Source organism: Streptomyces sp. NPDC014734 (assembly GCF_043083325.1).
GTDB lineage: Bacteria > Actinomycetota > Actinomycetes > Streptomycetales > Streptomycetaceae > Streptomyces.
The window spans coordinates 61,170-75,275 of sequence record NZ_JBIBYN010000003.1; the positions used below are offsets into that span (position 1 = coordinate 61,170).

General features: G+C 70.9%; 11 protein-coding genes and 1 tRNA gene. 5 read left to right on the forward strand and 7 right to left on the reverse strand.

Annotated features, from left to right (window positions below):
• Positions 1–317: 317 nt before the first annotated feature.
• The gene (locus tag ACF1CT_RS06810) at positions 318–839 is read right to left on the reverse strand and encodes a universal stress protein (protein ID WP_376242786.1); all 522 of its coding nucleotides are present in this window, start codon (positions 837–839) and stop codon (positions 318–320) included.
• Between the two features lie 937 nt (positions 840–1,776).
• Between ACF1CT_RS06810 and ACF1CT_RS06815 the strand changes: the two genes are divergently transcribed.
• The 4 genes from ACF1CT_RS06815 (at position 1,777) to ACF1CT_RS06830 (ending at position 4,765) form a co-directional block, all read left to right on the forward strand.
• Entirely contained in the window at positions 1,777–3,000 is a 1,224-nt protein-coding gene (locus tag ACF1CT_RS06815) for a helix-turn-helix domain-containing protein (RefSeq protein WP_391782696.1), read from the forward strand.
• A 9-nt stretch (positions 3,001–3,009) separates the two neighbouring features.
• Positions 3,010–3,612 carry an oligoribonuclease gene (gene orn, locus ACF1CT_RS06820; RefSeq protein ID WP_391782697.1) on the forward strand — a complete coding sequence of 201 codons (603 nt, stop codon included), beginning with the start codon at positions 3,010–3,012 and terminating at the stop codon, positions 3,610–3,612.
• Between the two features lie 247 nt (positions 3,613–3,859).
• Positions 3,860–3,932, forward strand: a tRNA-His gene (locus ACF1CT_RS06825).
• A 518-nt stretch (positions 3,933–4,450) separates the two neighbouring features.
• The gene (locus ACF1CT_RS06830) at positions 4,451–4,765 is read left to right on the forward strand and encodes a DUF2335 domain-containing protein (RefSeq protein WP_391782698.1); all 315 of its coding nucleotides are present in this window, start codon (positions 4,451–4,453) and stop codon (positions 4,763–4,765) included.
• A gap of 127 nt (positions 4,766–4,892) precedes the next feature.
• Here the strand turns inward: ACF1CT_RS06830 and ACF1CT_RS06835 are convergent, their stop codons facing one another.
• Complete coding sequence (locus ACF1CT_RS06835; RefSeq protein ID WP_391782699.1) at positions 4,893–5,657, reverse strand: GntR family transcriptional regulator; 765 nt, start codon at positions 5,655–5,657, stop codon at positions 4,893–4,895.
• 714 nt (positions 5,658–6,371) lie between these two features.
• On the opposite strand from ACF1CT_RS06835, the gene ACF1CT_RS06840 reads away from it, so the two are divergent.
• Positions 6,372–6,593, forward strand: coding sequence for a hypothetical protein (locus tag ACF1CT_RS06840; protein WP_391782700.1), 222 nt, complete (start codon positions 6,372–6,374; stop codon positions 6,591–6,593).
• A gap of 89 nt (positions 6,594–6,682) precedes the next feature.
• On the opposite strand, the gene ACF1CT_RS06845 is transcribed toward ACF1CT_RS06840, so the two are convergent.
• From ACF1CT_RS06845 to ACF1CT_RS06865, 5 genes are all read right to left on the reverse strand, one after another.
• Entirely contained in the window at positions 6,683–8,764 is a 2,082-nt protein-coding gene (locus ACF1CT_RS06845; RefSeq protein WP_391782701.1) for a TerD family protein, read from the reverse strand.
• Between the two features lie 189 nt (positions 8,765–8,953).
• Positions 8,954–9,985, reverse strand: a complete 1,032-nt coding sequence (locus ACF1CT_RS06850; RefSeq protein WP_391782702.1) for a LacI family DNA-binding transcriptional regulator — start codon at positions 9,983–9,985, stop codon at positions 8,954–8,956.
• 224 nt (positions 9,986–10,209) lie between these two features.
• A complete protein-coding gene (locus ACF1CT_RS06855; protein ID WP_391782703.1) occupies positions 10,210–11,673 on the reverse strand; it encodes a GH1 family beta-glucosidase in 1,464 nt (487 codons plus the stop codon).
• 229 nt (positions 11,674–11,902) lie between these two features.
• Positions 11,903–12,820, reverse strand: coding sequence for a carbohydrate ABC transporter permease (locus ACF1CT_RS06860; protein WP_391782704.1), 918 nt, complete (start codon positions 12,818–12,820; stop codon positions 11,903–11,905).
• A 15-nt stretch (positions 12,821–12,835) separates the two neighbouring features.
• Positions 12,836–13,834 carry a carbohydrate ABC transporter permease gene (locus tag ACF1CT_RS06865; protein WP_391782705.1) on the reverse strand — a complete coding sequence of 333 codons (999 nt, stop codon included), beginning with the start codon at positions 13,832–13,834 and terminating at the stop codon, positions 12,836–12,838.
• Positions 13,835–14,106 lie beyond the last annotated feature (272 nt).

Genomic DNA, 14,106 nt, shown 5'->3' on the forward strand with positions numbered 1-14,106 from the left:
CCCGGCACCCCGAACCGGCCTCGCACACGGCTGCGGGGTGACCGATACCGAACGCCGGCAGCGCCGGTGGGCGGGGCCCGGTGCCCGGATCGACGGTGTTCGCGGGTCTGGTGGGCGCACCGTTGTCCGTGTTGCGATCCCCTCACACGAGCCCACCCTGCCACCCGTTGACCGGTATGCACCTTTCGCCCGCAGGTGGGCCACCGCACCAGGACGCCGGAGCGCCGGTTTTCGCAGGCGAGTTGACGCCACGTCGGACGAGCCGATTCGACCGCCCACGGGAGGGACCGCGGCGGGAGCGGCCGGGACGGGGCCGTTCAGGGGATGACGACGACCGGGCGCTGCGCGCGACGCGCGAGGCGCCCCGCCACCGAGCCGAAGATGCGGCCGACCACACCGTGCGTGGAACCCACGACGATGGCGTCCGCCGAGTACTCCCGGCCGACCTCCTCCAGTTCGTGACAGATGTCCCCGCCGCGCTCGACGAGCACCCACGGAACCTCGGAGAGGTAGTCGGCGCAGGCGAGCTCCAGGCCGAGCACCTCGGTGCGGTGGTCGGGCACGTCGACGAAGACGGGCGGCTCGCAACCTGCCCAGACGGTGGTCGGCAGCCGGTTGGCGACATGGACGATGATCAGGCCGGAACCCGATCTACGGGCCATGCCGATGGCGTACGCGAGGGCACGCTCGCTCGAGGTCGAGCCGTCGAAGCCGACGACGACACCATGCCGAAAGGCGGGATCGCAGGAATGACGCGTTTCTTCGACCGCCTGCGGGTCCGACATGGCGTCGGCCACCTGCTTGCGGTCGGCGGGTTCGGGGATTTCGTGACCGGCCATCGGTGTCTCGGCGAAGAGAGTCCTCGTGAGGAGAGCGACTTGGGGAAGGTGCGTCAGCGGGCGGTGTGGCGGTGTCCGGGAATCATCTTCCCAACCCCTTACCCCCAAGGGTACGGCGCCATTCCTCCACTGCCCAGACCCGTGCAAAGCACGCGCGACGTTTCACGGAGCATGCCCGAGGCGGACCCCGGATGGCAATGCCGGTTGCCCGGTACACCGACGACGGCCGGCCCGACCCGTTCCGCCCGGAGCCGGTCGGCGACCCGTCCGCCATCCCGCCGCCACCCCGGAATCACCGCCTCCGCCGGGGAACGGATCACCGCCCGCCGACCGGACTTCGGGACGACAATCTGTCTCCCGAACACATGTCGCCCGCCCCGCCCCACCGGTCGCGCCCGGAGGTCTCGCGCGACCACGGATCGATACCGGCCCATCGGTCGGAATCCGATCGCCCGCCGACGCCGCCCCGGCATGCCGTCCGATTCGGCGCCCACCTGCCCCGGGGGCGCAAAGAAGCAGTCGCTCGGCGAGGTTGTGCGCCGGTCGACTGACCGAATCACGTATGCACAACCATCTATTTTCAGCCAACTTCACACCCCTGTCGGTTCCTTGCCGAAATGGCCGATCAACCCCCTTGCCACCAGGAAGGAAGAGACCGCGCGGTACGATTCCACCCGACGGGGACGGGCCATCAAGGCGAGGCCCACTTCCCTGCGCGGCCGTCGAGTGAAACGCTTCGTGATCGAATGCTTCCCGCCAAGTTGCCTTGTCGACATAACGCCGGTTGGTGAACTTGTCACTCCGGCACCGCGGGACGCAGTAGATTCGATCTTGGGTATCGAGGACCGGGGACTCGTGCAGGACCGAGGGGAAACGTGCAGGAGCGACAGGCCCGCAAGGACCAGGAAGACGCGAACACCGAGGGGGGCTTAGCGTCATGAGCCAGGACTCCGCCACCGCAACGGAGGCTGTACGGAAGCTCAGCGGCCGACGACGACGTGAGATCGTCGCCGTGCTGCTGTTCAGCGGTGGCCCCATCTTCGAGAGTTCGATCCCGCTCTCCGTGTTCGGAATCGACCGACAGGACGCGGGAGTTCCGCGCTACCGACTTCTCGTCTGCGGCGGGGAGGAGGGGCCGCTGCGGACCACCGGGGGACTCGAACTCACCACGCCCTACGGGCTGGAGGCGATCAGCAGGGCCGGCACCGTCGTAGTGCCCGCCTGGCGCTCGATCACCTCACCGCCGCCCACCGAGGCGCTGGACGCGCTGCGTCGTGCGCACGAGGAGGGGGCCCGCATCGTCGGGCTGTGCACCGGGGCGTTCGTACTCGCCGCCGCCGGCCTGCTGGACGGCCGCCCGGCGACCACACACTGGATGTACGCGCCGACGCTGGCCAAGCGCTATCCGTCGGTGCACGTCGATCCGCGTGAACTCTTCGTCGACGACGGCGACGTGCTCACCTCGGCCGGGACCGCGGCCGGGATCGACCTCTGCCTGCACATAGTCCGCACGGACCATGGCACGGAGGCCGCCGGGGCGCTGGCCCGTCGGCTGGTCGTGCCACCGCGGCGCAGTGGCGGCCAGGAGCGCTACCTCGACAGGTCTTTACCCGAGGAGATCGGCTCCGACCCGCTCGCCGAGGTCGTGGCCTGGGCGCTGGAGCACCTTCACGAGCAGTTCGACGTGGAGACGCTCGCCGCGCGCGCCTACATGAGCAGGCGGACCTTCGACCGCAGGTTCCGTTCGCTCACCGGCAGCGCACCGCTCCAGTGGCTGATCACTCAGCGGGTGCTGCAGGCGCAGCGGCTGCTGGAGACGTCCGAGTACTCGGTCGACGAGGTCGCGGGCCGCTGCGGCTTCCGCTCGCCGGTCGCGCTGCGCGGGCACTTCCGGCGCCAGCTCGGGTCCTCCCCCGCCGCGTACCGGGCCGCGTACCGGGCCCGTCGTCCGCAGGGCGGCGGCCCGGACATCGGCGACGTCATCGAGTCCGTCGTACCCGCCCAGGCGGGTTCGGGCGGTCGACGCGCCACGGCTCCGTCCGCCGCGCACGCCGTGGCGTCGTCGGCGATCGGAGCGGGGCACCCGGAGCACGGGAAGCAGGGCCCCGACGCGTACGCCGGTGGGCGCCCGACCCTCCCGGGTCAACGGAGTGCCCCGTAGGGTGGGGTCATGAACGACCGCATGGTGTGGATCGACTGCGAGATGACCGGGCTCTCGCTGACGGAAGACGCACTCATCGAGGTGGCCGCACTGGTCACCGACTCGGAGCTGAACGTGCTCGGCGAAGGGGTGGACATCGTGATCCGCCCGCCGGACACGGCCCTGGAGACGATGCCCGAGGTGGTGCGCCGGATGCACACCGCCTCGGGCCTCCTCGACGAGCTGGCCCGGGGCACCACCCTGGCCGACGCCGAGGCCCAGGTGCTCGCCTACATCCGTGAGCATGTGAAGGAGGCCGGCAGAGCCCCGCTCTGCGGCAACTCGGTCTCCACCGACCGCGGATTCCTGGCGCGGGACATGGCCGCGCTGGAGGGCTTCCTGCACTACCGGATCGTCGATGTGTCCTCGATCAAGGAACTGGCACGCCGCTGGTACCCGAGGGCCTACTTCAACAGTCCGGAGAAGAACGGCAACCACCGCGCTCTCGCGGACATCCGCGACTCCATCACGGAGCTGCGCTACTACCGCGAGGCGATCTTCGTCCCGCAGCCCGGGCCGGACTCGGACCGGGCGAAGGCCGTCGCGGCGCGCGTCGCCCCACCCGCCCCGTAGGACACGCCCCGAGGTCCTGCCCGTCCCGCGGCGCCCGACACGCACGAGAACGTGTCCCGAGGCTGCACCCGGCCCGCGTCCACCCGGGGCCGGTGGGGCGGGGCCTTCCGGGCGTGCCCCGCCCTTCGGTGAAGCCACTGGTCATGGGCCTTTCGGGGGCTCCGACCGCCGGCGGAACAATGGTGGCGCGAGCACCCTCCCGGACCCTGTACACTTTTTCTCGGCCGGTCGGAAACGACCGGGCATGGTGGGTATAGCTCAGATGGTAGAGCACCTGGTTGTGGTCCAGGATGTCGCGGGTTCGAGTCCCGTTACTCACCCTGAATGATCGAGGGTCGGCCCGTGAAAACGGGTCGGCCCTTCTTCATGTCCCGTGGGCCCCACCTGTGCGAAGTCGTGCCCCACCACCCCGGAACGTTCCGGGGTGGTGGGGCCTTCCCGCACCGCCCCTTCCGCCTCGACGGGAGGGGCATTCGTACGCCCGGGGACGGCGTGCGCCCTCCAACTCGTGGTGCACGGACGGCAACCGGTCTCCACATATGCTCGTTCCTTCAGGACACGCATGGGGGTACCGTTGCGACATGACGACATCACAAGAGGCCCAGCGCAGGAGCCGGACTCCACGCAAGTCGTCGAACTTGACGAGGGGGTTCGCCACGCTGACCCTGGATCCCTCCCCGCGCTTGGCGGCGTCCCGAGCCAGAACGTCGCAGGCCGACCCCGTGACACTGGCGTGGAAACTGGTAGGACGGGCAGTCGCCCAGAGCATTCATTCGATGGCTCAGGTGATCCGTTAGACGTACGGGGGCTCGCCGAACTCCACGAAGCCCGCATCGAGATGGAACGGTCCTGGGCAGGGCCGCTTCCCGACCCCCGCACGATGGCTCAGTACGAACAGATCCTCCCTGGTGCCGCCGACCGGATCCTGGCCATGGCCGAGACCGCCGCGACCGGACGCATCAAGATCGAGGAGCGGCAGGCGGAGGCGGAGATCTCCGCGGCGAGTACGGGGCAGGGATCGGCCCTGTTCCTGACGATCTGCGCAATGATCGGTGCTGCCGCCTTCTTCATGGCGGGGAAGAACATCGCGGGTGGTGCGTTTCTGTCCGTGCCCGTGGTGATGCTGATCCGGTCGTTCATCACCAGGACCTGAGTCTCGCGCCTCCGCGGAACCCGGGTTCCGGGCGTCCGGAGGATCCGGGCTCCACTCTTCCCGAGGACCCGAGTTTCGCGCGTCCGGCGGCGGGCCGTCGGATGGCCGCGCCCCCGCACGCGTGCGCTCAGGTGGCCGCCGGGTCGATGTCGATCTCGTAGGCGATCTCCCACCGGATGTCGGGCACCACGATGTCGGCGGCCTCGACCGGCCTCCCGTCGGCGTCGTAGTACGTGCGCTCCACCACCATGACCAGGTCACCGACGCTGATCCCAAGCAGGTTGGCCTGCTCCTGCGAGGCACGTGCCGGACGCAGCACCTCGACGGCGCTGGTGATGTCGACTCCGATCGAACGCATCCGCTCGATCACTCCGGCACCGGCGTGCGGGCCCATCTCCGGCAGGACGATCGGGGTGCCGTCGGTGATGGCCATCGGCTCCCACGACCGCGAGAGCTGCACCGGCAGCCCGTCGGCGAGGTATTCGTAGTTCGTGACCACGCACATGTCACCGGGCCGGATGGCGAGGCGCTCGGCGATACGGTCGGGCGCCGGCGTTCGCGCCGCACTGCTGGACTCCCACTGGCCGTCGCGCCCCTGCTTCTCCATGTCCGCGCGGAACGGACTGCCGCCGCAGCCCTCGTGCTGCCGGGAACGGACCATGCGCAGGCGTTCGCGGGGCCGGCTGACGTAGGTGCCCGATCCGGCCCGTCCTTCGAGGAGGCCCTCGATGATGAGCCGCTCCATGGCACGTTGCGCGACGGACTGGCCGACGCCGTATTCCTCACCGATCCGTGCACGTGAGGGGAGCTTGTCGCCGACCTTCCATTCACCCGCCTTGATGCGTGCGCGCAGGGCATCGGCCACCTGCAAATAAGGCGTTTCACGTGGCATGTGCGCAGCTCCGGAAGTCGACAGCCGACATTGACAAAGCTAACCCATCAGGTCGAAGCTGAATATTCAGCCTTACGAAAAGTGACGGGCCTGATCGACAGGGAGAGCCATGTCTGTCGTGCCTCCGCACGCCTTCGCCCTCGCGGTCATGCTCGCCTCCGCGACACGCACCGAGCCCCGCGTCACCAGCGTGCACGGCGTGATCCGCATCGAGGCGGACCTCCCCGACGAAATGAGCCCCGTCATCCGTTCCACCATCCTCACCGCGCTCGGAACCGCCGACCGGTACGGCCATGTCCGGGCCGAGGACGGCGACATCATCTGGGCCGAGATCGACAACGAGCCGCCCCCCGGTGACGACGACGGCGGGTTCCTGTCCGGACCGGGACGAGCCGTACCGCACCTTTGTCGCCCACACCTACACGTGCGCCACGTGCCTCTCCGGCGCCCCGTGCCCGACCGCCGTACGGCTCGGCCGGGCCTGGCGGAAGGCGCGGAAATGAGGCGTGCGGCCGCCGATTCCCGTCCCGGCCACCCGTGTCACGGCCACTCGTGTCCCGGCCGGACAGCGATCCGGGGCGGGTCACCACCCACCCGTGAGAGAGGACGGCACCATGCAGTGTCCCAAATGCGGCAACCAGATGAGTCGGAACGTCGGCGGTTGGTGGACGTGCTGGAGCTGCGGCAACACCCAGCCCGGATATGTGGGGACCCATGATCTGCCCGCAGTGTCGCGGCCGACTGCGCCCGTACCTCCCGGACTCGTACCGGTGCACCGCGTGCCGGTACGAGATCACCGCCGAGGCGTGGGAGCTGCATCAGCGGCTGCTGGCGGAACTGGACGCTGACGAGGAGGGGTTCTTCGTGCGGGTGAGGGAGCACACGGCCCGCGTCCGCGCGCTGGAACCCGCCTGGCGGCGCGGGCGTTTCCGGTGACGGGAGGGGCCCGCGGCCCCTCCCTGGCGGCGCGGAGCGAGTCGCCGACGAGCGCTACCGGTAAAGCTCGCCCCACCCCTCCCCGGGGATCAGCCCACGGCCGTCGGCGGGTCTGCCCGGGAACCGCGGGGCCGGACCTCCAGCAGGGCGACGACGGAGGTGTGGAAGCGGCCCACCGCCGCGTCGACGCTCCGGATGAAGCCGGACTCGGCGTTGCCCCGCCCGCTGCCCATGCCCTTGAAGAGCGACAGCCGGAAGCCTACGAGCTGCGCGCCGCCCCTCGGCAGGATGTCGGCGGGTTCGGGGCGCAACCGCTCCAGAGTGCCCCGCGGCCCCGTCCCGTCGCCCTCGACCACGGCCTCGATGTGCAGATCGGCCGGAGCGGCGGCCAGCTGACGGATCAACCGCTTGGCCTTGCTCAGCGGGTAGCCCGACTCCGGTGCCGGAATCTCGATCGACGTGCGCAGCTTCCCGGTCCTGAGATCGGCGACGACACCGAGGACCCCCGGCGTTCCCTCAATCCGGACGGCTGCCTGCAGCCGCCCTTCCAGACAGAGCTGGTCGGCCTGTTCCATCCGGCGGACATGCGGGTCGGTGCCACGCCGGGCGGCCCGCTGCACGGGCAGCACCTTCTGCCCGAGTTCGCCGCCCAGCCTCAGGCAGACCTGCCGGATCAGCCGCTCCCAGTTCTCGATCACCTCCAGGGCGCGGGGATCGCCCTGGCACAGGGTCTCGTCGTCGATGCCCCTGCGCACCGGGACCCAGGCCGCCCCCATGTTCTGGAATCCGTGGCAGCCCGAGTTCTCGTGCTGGAGATAGTGCAGCAGTTCCTGGAGCAGCCATGCGTGGGCGGCGTTGCCCACGCCCTCGTGCTGGATGAGCATCTGCGCCTGGTGGGCGACCTCGGCCCAGGAGAGGTGCCTCAGCGCCACCTTGTGCTTGCGCCGGCCGTCGACCCTCACATCGACGAGCGAACTGCCTTCGAGAGCAACGTCGTTGGACAGAGTGATCACGGCCTCGTACCCGCGCCGGGCCGCGATGTCCATGTACGCCTGCACCTGGTCCGGTTTGAGGGCACTGCCGTTCGTCTTTGTCTCGACCAGCGCGGTCCACAGTTTGCCCGCTCGTTCGACCCTGATGACTCCGTCCGGGCGTCGGGGTGTGTCCCCGTGCGGGAGCGACACCTCGGTGAACGTCTCCATGCGTCCGGCGGGTGCGCCGAAGCCCGCCGTGAGTCGACGGCCGAACTCCGGTACCTGGGCCATCACGGACAGCAGGACCGAGGTGGCGCGCGTTTCGCGCTCCCGGTCATTCTTGAGCGCCGTGGCCGGGAAGAGCCGCGCGGTGCGCCACGCGTCGTTGTCGGCGAGGGACTTCCTGGGGTTCCTGGGGAGCGTCACCTTCTTCCTGGCCGTACGGGGACGAGGGACGGGCTTCGCCCGTTCCGGCGACTGCCCGAGGGCGGGGTCTGCCTCCGGAGCCTGGGCGGGGACGACGGGCCGTGCCGCGGGCGGTCCGGCCGCACCGGCGCCGGACGGCGTACCGGGGTGCCCGACCGACACGTCGGGCACCAACCCCTCGTACGCCCCCGCCGACTCCACCGCGCCCCCGGTGGTCTCCTCCTCCGCGTCGTCGATGTCGACGCCGAAGTCCGTTGCCAGTCCGGCCAGTCCGGACGCGTAGCCGTCTCCGACCGCCCGGAACTTCCACGCCCCGGACCGGCGGTAGAGCTCGCCGAAGATCAGCGCGCTGACCTCTCCGGCGTCCTCCACCGCGAACTGGAGCAGTTCGTCGCCGGAACCGTCCGCGAGCGTGAGACGCAGGTCGTCGAGGTCCCCGAACCTGGCTTCGTCGTAGCGACTCGCCGCGACCACGATCCGTTCGACCTCCTGCGGCACCGCGTCGAGATCGAAACCGATCCGGTCCTCGCTGCCGTAGGCCGTGGGCGTCTTCCCCAGAAGCTGCACGCTCCCCCGGCCGGCGACCGGATTGTTGTAGAAGCAGAAGTCGGCGTCGCTCCCGACCTTGCCATTCGTGTCGAGGAGGAGCACGGAGACATCGGCATCGCCCTCACCGGTGTCGCTGCTCCACGCCAGGCTCACCATGACGGAGCCGACATCCTCGCTCAACGTCGCCAGACCGACGTTGGAACCCTTCTTCATCACGTGCATGAGGCCCCCCAGATGCACAGCCGCACCGGAACGCACCCGGCGGCCCATCGCGTGACGTTGTGTGGTGCGTCACACATTCGCCGTACACGGGAAACCTTAGGTGAAGGATGACGTATTCGTGGAGGACCGGTGAAAAACGGAGGTGTCACCTCCGTGGGGGCGGCGGGACCACTCCCGCCGCCGGGGCCGTCAGGACGAGTCGCGCACGACAAGTTGTGTGGGGAGCACGATCTGCGGGCGCTCCCGGTTGTCGCCCGCGATCTCCTGCAACAGGACGCGGGCCATCGTGCGGCCCATCTCCTCGATCGGCTGGCGGACGCTGGTGAGCGCCGGGTCCATGTGACGGGCCACCGCCGAGTCGTCGAAGCCGACCAGGGCCACGTCGTCCGGGATGCGTCGGCCCGCCTCGCGGAGCACCTGGCGGGCGCCCGCCGCCATCACGTCGGACGCGGCGAAGACCGCATCGGTCCCGGGACGCCGGGCGAGCAGTTCGCGCATGGCCCGTGTGCCGCCCTCCTCCGTGAAGTCCCCCTGGGCGACGAGCTGTTCGTCCGGGGTGAGTCCGGCGTCCCGGAGTGCCTCGCGGTAGCCGTCGAGGCGGCGCCGGGCGCCGTAGACGTCGAGTCTGCCGGTGATGGTGGCGATGGTGCGGCGCCCCCGGGAGACCAGATGGTCGACGGCGGCGCGGGCGCCCTCGAAGTTGTCCGAGTCGACCGCCGCGAGCGGTTCGTCGGCGGACCTGCGACCGCTCATCACGGCCGGCATGCCGAGTTGCTCCAGCAGGTCCGGCAGCGGGTCGTCGGCGTGAACGGAGACCAGCAGCACGCCGTCGACCCGATGCGCGGTCAGGTACTGGGCCAGCCGACGGCGCTCGCGGTCGTTGCCGACGAGGGTGAGCAGCAGTTGCATGTCGGTGTCGGCGAGCGCCGCGCCGACACCGCGCACGATGTCGGAGAAGTACGGCTCGGCGAAGAAGCGGGTCTCCGGCTCGGGCACGACGAGCGCGATGGCGTCGGTGCGGTTCCCGGCCAGCGCGCGGGCCGCGCGGTTGGGTACGTAGCCCAGCTCGGCGACGGCCGCCTCCACCGCCTCGCGGGTGTGCGCGCTGACCCGTGGCGAGCCGTTGATGACCCGTGAGACCGTGCCGCGCCCCACCCCCGCCCGCGCCGCGACCTCTTCGAGCGTGGGCCGCCCGCCGCTCCGTACTCGCGCTGCCGCCATGGCTGCCTCCCGTTCGCGGTCAATTTCTCATAGTCGGATTGGCCGGACCAAGTCCTGCCGCCGGGGCCGCGGGCCTCCGTCCGGGCCCGGCGGTTCCATTCTCCGACGTGCACGGGAGCGCTCCCACGACCGGGGGGCGCCCCCGGTCGTGGCGGGGCCCGGAAACGGCGAGGACCCGGCGCGGCGGCCGGGTCTCGCGGGGAGGGGCGTGCGGGGGTCGCGGGTCAGCGGGGGCCGGTGCGCGGGGGCAGGGCGTGGCGGCGGATCGCGTCGGCGTACCAGTGGGCGCTCGCCTTGGGGGTGCGGCGCTGGGTGGCGTAGTCGACGTGGACGGCGCCGAAGCGCTTGGAGTACCCGTACGCCCACTCGAAGTTGTCCATCAGCGACCAGAGGAAGTAGCCGCGGACGTCCACGCCGTCGGCCGCGGCGCGACGCACCGCGTCGAGGTGACCGTGCAGGTAGTCGATGCGCTCGGGGTCCTCGACCCGGCCGTCGGGCGTGACGTGGTCCTCGAAGGCGGCGCCGTTCTCGGTGACCATCAGCGGCAGCCCGGGGTGCTCCCGGGAGACGTCGAGGAGCAGGCGGTACAGGCCGTCCGGATCGATGACCCAGTTCATCGCGGTGCGCTTCCGGCCCTCGGCGAGGTGGAAGGCGACGTGCTCGGAGCCGGGCCACGGGGAATGGTCGCTGTTGCCGTGGCCGTCGTCGCGCGCGTCGCCGCGGCCGTCGACGGGCGCGGAGACCACCGTCGGCGTGTAGTAGTTGACGCCCAGGAGGTCGACCGGGCGGGAGGCGGCGGCCAGGTCGCCGTCCCGGACCAGCGTCGACCAGTCCACCAGGTGCGCGGTGTCGGCGAGCAGGTCCTCGGGGTAGGCGCCGCGCAGCATCGGACCGGTGAAGATCCGGTTGCCCACCGCGTCGATCCGGCGGGCGGCGTCCGCGTCGGCGGGAGCGTCGCCCAGCGGGCGGACGTGGTGGAGGTTGAGGGTGACCGAGGTCCGCGCGGTGGCGGGGAGGCGGTCGCGCAGTACCTCGATCGCGCGGCCGTGGGCGAGGTTGAGGTGGTGGGCGGCGCGCAGGGCGGCGGCCGGTTCGGTGCGGCCGGGGGCGTGCACGCCGGAGCCGTAGCCCAGGAAGGCCGTGCACCACGGCTCGTTGAAGGTGGTCCAGGTCGGGACGCGGTCGCCGAGGGCGCCCGCCACGAGGGCGGCGTAGTCGGCGAACCGTTCGGCGGTCTCCCGCTGGGGCCAGCCGCCCGCGTCCTCCAGTTCCTGGGGCAGGTCCCAGTGGTAGAGGGTGGCGACGGGCGAGATGCCCGCTTCGAGGAGTTCGTCGACGAGACGACGGTAGAAGTCCAGTCCGCGTTCGACGGCGGGGCCACGGCCGGTGGGCTGCACCCGGGACCAGGAGACGGAGAAGCGGTAGGCCGTCAGGCCGATCCGCTTCATCAGCGCCACGTCGTCCCGGTAGCGGTGGTAGTGGTCGGCGGCGACGTCCCCGGTGTCACCGTTGTGGACCTTGCCCGGGGTGTGGCTGAAGGTGTCCCAGATGGACGGGGTGCGGCCGTCCTCGGTGGCGGCGCCCTCGACCTGGTAGGCGGCGGTGGCCGCCCCCCAGACGAATCCGGGCGGGAACTGCGCGGTCTCGGGCGCCTGCTTCGGGGCGGTGTCGGGTCGTACAGCAGTCATGCGGGAGCGCTCCCAGATGTGGAGGGACGGGGTGGAGGGACGGGGTGGAGGGGGCGAGTACGGGGATGAGTACGAGTACGGGACGGGGGCGGGGACGGGGACGGGGGCGGGTGACGCCACGACGGCGTCCGGCGTGGCGTCGGCCCGTGGCGTCACGGCGGTCGTCGGCGTGGCGTCGGCCCGCGGCGCCGGGGCGGACCTTGACGGCCGAACGGTCCCGGACGCCGGATCAGCCCTTGACGGCACCGGACATGATCCCGCCGACGATCTGTTTGCCGAAGATCACGAAGACCACCAGCAGCGGCAGGGTGCTGATCAGCGCACCGGCCATGACGATGCTCTGGTCGGGGGTGTAGGAGGCGTTCAGCTGGCCGAGGGCCACCTGGAGCGTGGGGTTCTCCTGGCTGAGGGCGAGGTAGGGCCAGAAGAAGTCGTTCCACGCCTGTACGAAGGTGAGCATCCCCAGCACCGTCATCGCGGGACGGGCGACCGGGAGCACCACGCTGCGCACGATGCGGAAGTTGTTCGCGCCGTCGATCTTGGCGGCCTCGATGAGTTCGTAGGGCAGGGCCTCGCTCAGGTACTGCCGCATGAAGAACACCCCGAAGGCGCTCACCAGGGTCGGGAAGATCACCGACTCCAGCTTCCCGCCCCAGCCGATGTCGGACATCATCATGAACAGCGGGACGACGCTGAGCTGCGGCGGAATGGTGAGCGTGGCGATGACGCCGGTCATCAGCGCGCCGCGGCCCCGGAACCGCATCTTGGCGAAGGCGTAACCGGCCAGCGTGCAGAAGAACAGGGTCGCCGCGGTGATGCAGCCGGAGACGATGACACTGTTGACGATCGCCGTGCCGAGGTTCGCCTGGCTCCAGGCGGCGTCGAGGTTGTGCAGCAGTCGCCCGCCGGGCAGGAACGGCGGTGTGGTGGCGAGCACCTCGTCCTGGGTGTGGGACGCGGCCACCAGCGTCCAGTAGAGCGGCAGCAGCGAGCCGATGCCGACGACGGCGAGCGCCGCGTAGGCGAACGGTCCGCCCTGAAGCTGTTTGCCCGCGCCCGGCCGGAGGCGGATCGGGCGCCGGGCCGGCCGGTGCGGCGTGCGCGCGAGGGCGGGTTCCGGGGCTTGGGTGGGGCTGGTCATGGTCATGGAAATCGCTCCCGGTCAGACCGCGGATGTGCGTACGAAGCGGCCGATGAGCCAGTTGACCGCGGCGATGAGCAGCAGGAGGGCGAGCATCGCCCAGGCAACTGCGGCGGCCGGACCGAGATGCCCCAGGTTCCAGCCGTAGTTGTAGAGGTAGACGCTGAGGGTCTCGTACTGATTCTCGTTGCCGCCGGTGGCTCCGAGTCTGCCGCCCTCCAGCAGCAGCGGCTCGCCGAACAACTGCATGGAGCCGATGGTCGAGATGACGATCGTGAAGAGGATCGTGGGCCGCAGCGAGGGGATGGTCACCTTGCGGAACTGCTGCCAGCGCGAGGCTCCGTCCAGCGAGGCGGCCTCGTACAGGTCGGTCGGCACGGCCTGCATGGCGGCGAGGTAGATCAGCGCGTTGTAGCCGGTCCAGCGCCAGATCACGATGACGGAGATGGCGATCTTCGACGTCCAGTGGCCGTTGGCCCAGTTGGTGTCGCCGAGGCCGACGAAGTGCAGCACCCAGTTCAGCAGCCCGCCGTCGGCCCGGAAGACCAGGGCGAAGACGAGCGCGGCGGAGGCCACCGACGTGGCGTACGGGGTGAGGACGACCGTGCGCCAGAAGGCGCTGGCGCGCAGCCGGTAGTTGAGCAGATGGGCCAGACCGAGTGCGACCAGCAGCTGCGGGACCGTGGACATGACCCCGATCGCGAAGGTGTTGCCGACGGCGGTCCAGAACTCGGGGTCGTGCAGGATCCGGTCGAAGTTCTCCCAGCCGACCCACTCCATGTGGTCGAGGCCGGTCATCTCCACCCGGTGCAGGGCGATCCACCCCGTGTACAGCAGCGGATAGAGCCCGAAGGCGCCGAAGACGAGGAAGAACGGGGCGATGTAGGCGTACGGCGACGCCTTGTCGTCGAACCGCCACAGCCGGCTCCGCCAGGTCGGTCGGCGCGGTGGGGCCGGGGTCTGCCGGGTGCCGCCCGGGGGCGGGTCGTACGCGTCCCGGGTGGGAGTCGAGGTGGCCACGGGCGGGAGTCCTTCCCTGTGCTGCTGCGTGCTGGGTTTGCCGTACTGCGGTCAGTGGCCCGGTGCGGGTTCGGGGCGGACGCGGGCCCTCCGGACGAGCCCGGACTCGGAGTGCCCCGGACGGGCCGGACCGGGGCGGTCCGGCGCCGGGGGGGGGGGGGGGGGGGGGGGGGGCCCCCCCCCCCCCCGGGCGCCCCCCCCCGGCGGGGGGGGGGGGGGGGGGGCGGCGACCCCCCCCCGGGGGGGGGGGGGGGGCGGGGGTAGGTGGGGGT

What these genes read in the sequence shown, in the direction of transcription:
- ACF1CT_RS06855 (WP_391782703.1), bottom strand. Translation starts at nt 11,673, where the DNA reads ATGACTGCTGTACGACCCGACACCGCCCCGAAGCAGGCGCCCGAGACC.
- ACF1CT_RS06840 (WP_391782700.1), top strand. Translation starts at nt 6,372, where the DNA reads ATGATCTGCCCGCAGTGTCGCGGCCGACTGCGCCCGTACCTCCCGGAC.
- ACF1CT_RS06815 (WP_391782696.1), top strand. Translation starts at nt 1,777, where the DNA reads ATGAGCCAGGACTCCGCCACCGCAACGGAGGCTGTACGGAAGCTCAGC.
- orn (WP_391782697.1), top strand. Translation starts at nt 3,010, where the DNA reads ATGAACGACCGCATGGTGTGGATCGACTGCGAGATGACCGGGCTCTCG.
- ACF1CT_RS06810 (WP_376242786.1), bottom strand. Translation starts at nt 839, where the DNA reads ATGGCCGGTCACGAAATCCCCGAACCCGCCGACCGCAAGCAGGTGGCC.
- ACF1CT_RS06850 (WP_391782702.1), bottom strand. Translation starts at nt 9,985, where the DNA reads ATGGCGGCAGCGCGAGTACGGAGCGGCGGGCGGCCCACGCTCGAAGAG.
- ACF1CT_RS06835 (WP_391782699.1), bottom strand. Translation starts at nt 5,657, where the DNA reads ATGCCACGTGAAACGCCTTATTTGCAGGTGGCCGATGCCCTGCGCGCA.
- ACF1CT_RS06860 (WP_391782704.1), bottom strand. Translation starts at nt 12,820, where the DNA reads ATGACCATGACCAGCCCCACCCAAGCCCCGGAACCCGCCCTCGCGCGC.
- ACF1CT_RS06830 (WP_391782698.1), top strand. Translation starts at nt 4,451, where the DNA reads ATGGAACGGTCCTGGGCAGGGCCGCTTCCCGACCCCCGCACGATGGCT.
- ACF1CT_RS06845 (WP_391782701.1), bottom strand. Translation starts at nt 8,764, where the DNA reads ATGCACGTGATGAAGAAGGGTTCCAACGTCGGTCTGGCGACGTTGAGC.